Annotated in this window: 2 protein-coding genes; both read right to left on the minus strand. The window is 66.8% G+C overall.

The genetic code is table 11. The features are described 5' to 3' along the window. Nucleotides 1-835: thiamine pyrophosphate-binding protein (locus tag DYI24_RS25825; RefSeq protein WP_246701371.1), on the minus strand; the 835-nt coding region annotated here is incomplete at its 3' end. A gap of 28 nt (nt 836-863) precedes the next feature. Further along, the gene (locus DYI24_RS25830) at nt 864-1,736 is read right to left on the minus strand and encodes a fumarylacetoacetate hydrolase family protein (protein ID WP_164574338.1); all 873 of its coding nucleotides are present in this window, start codon (nt 1,734-1,736) and stop codon (nt 864-866) included. Nucleotides 1,737-1,884: the final 148 nt, after the last annotated feature.

Genomic DNA, 1,884 nt, shown 5'->3' on the forward strand with positions numbered 1-1,884 from the left:
GGAAGGTGGTCGGCAGCTCCATCCGGGTGCCAATGCCGATGATCAGGTCGGTCTGCGGCCAGAGCTGATAGGCGGCCGCGAAGGTCAGGCCGAGTTCGTGCCGGTTGCTGACGACGCCGCGGCCGGAGCGGAATGCCACCACCGGCGCGTCGATCATCTCGGCGAGTTCGAGGATCTCGTCGCCGGCCTCCAGCGCGCCGGCGCCGACGAAGATCATCGGCCGCTTGCTCGCTGCGATCAGCTTCGCCGCGGCGGCGACCCGGTCCGGATCAGGCGCGGGCGGTGCGATCAGATCTAGCTTCTGCGCGGCGCCGGTTTCAGTCGCCTGCGTGAACACGTCCCATGGCATCTCCAGCGCCACCGGGCCGCGGCGTCCGCTCATCATCTCCTGAAATGCGCGCGCCACCAGCGCCGGCGCGTTGCCTGGATATTCGATGCGCTCGGCCCATTTGATGAAGCTGCGCAGCGTCGCCAGTTGATCCGGCATCTCGTGCAGATGTCCGCGGCCCTTGCCGAGATACGCGCTGGGCACCTGGCCGGTGAGGCACATCACCGGCTCGTTGCAGCCGAACGCGGTGAGCAGCGCCGCGGAGGCATTCAGCACGCCGGGGCCGGGTACGACGCTGAACACGCCGGGCTTGCCGGACGCGCGGGCGTAGCCGAACGCCATGTAGCCGCAGGCCTGCTCGTGCCGCGCGCCGATCACTTTCAGCTGCGCTTTGGCGAAGCCGTCGAACAGGCCGTAGATCTGCGCTCCGGGCAGGCCGAACACGGTGTCGACGCCGTGTGCGACGAGGCCCTGCACGATGGCTTCGCCGCCGTTCATGATGCTCATCTGGATATCCACTGCTTGCTGGGAAGAATTACTCGGCTTCGTCGACCACGCCGTTGCGCAAGGTCCCTATGCCGTCGGCCTCGACCTCGATGATGTCGCCGGGCTTCAGATACACCGGCGGCTCGGCGCGCGCGCCGGCGCCGGCTGGCGTGCCGGTGACGATCAGATCGCCCGGCACCAGCGTGGTGAAGGTCGAGATATAAGCGATCAGATAGCGGAAGCTGAAGATCATCCGCGAGGTGCGGTCGTCCTGCCGCGTCTCGCCGTTGACGCGCGTCGTCAGCCGGATGTCGGCGATCTGCGATTCATCGGTGTAGGGCACCAGCCATGGACCTAGGCTTCCGGTGTGGTCGAAATTCTTGCCCTGGGTAACGTTGAACTTGGCGTGGCGCACCCAGTCGCGGATCGTGCCCTCGTTGCACAGCGTGATCGCGGCGACATGGTTCAGGGCGTCGGCTTCCTTGATGTGGCGGCCGCCCTGGCCGATTACCAGCGTCAGCTCGCCCTCATAGTCGAGCAGCTTCGACGCCCTCGGCCGCACCAGCGGCGCCCCGTGGCCGACGAAGGAGCGCGGCGTGCGCATGAACATCGACGGAAATTTCGGCGCCTCGCTGCCGTCTTTGTATTCGGCGTTGCGGTCTGGATAGTTGACGCCGACGCAGATGATCTTTTCCGGCTGCGGGATCGGCGGCTGAAGCTTCACCGCGTCGCGGGCGAAGTCCGGCGCGGTGTGGTCGGCCTCGTCGACGATCCGCTGCAGCGCGCCGGCCGCGATCACCTCGCGCAGCGTCGGATAATCGTTGGCATGGCGGGCCGACAGATCGACCACCCCATGATCACACACCGCGCCGTAGCGGGTGAGGCCGTTGACGGTAAAGGTGGCGAGGCGAGGGGTGGGCATGGTGATCAACCTTTGATGCCGTCATTCCGGGGCGCGCCGTCAGGCGCGAACCCGGAATCCCGAGGTGCTCTGAACTTCTGGATTCCGGGTTCGCTCGCTTTCGCGAGCGCCCCGGAATGACGAGGTTCTTGGTTCGAGGGTGCGCATC

The sequence above is a fragment of the Rhodopseudomonas sp. BR0C11 genome (assembly GCF_010820945.1).
Classification (GTDB): domain Bacteria; phylum Pseudomonadota; class Alphaproteobacteria; order Rhizobiales; family Xanthobacteraceae; genus Rhodopseudomonas; species Rhodopseudomonas palustris_H.

Coding starts and splice junctions, on each gene's coding strand:
- DYI24_RS25830 (WP_164574338.1), bottom strand. CDS start 1,736: ATGCCCACCCCTCGCCTCGCCACCTTTACCGTCAACGGCCTCACCCGC.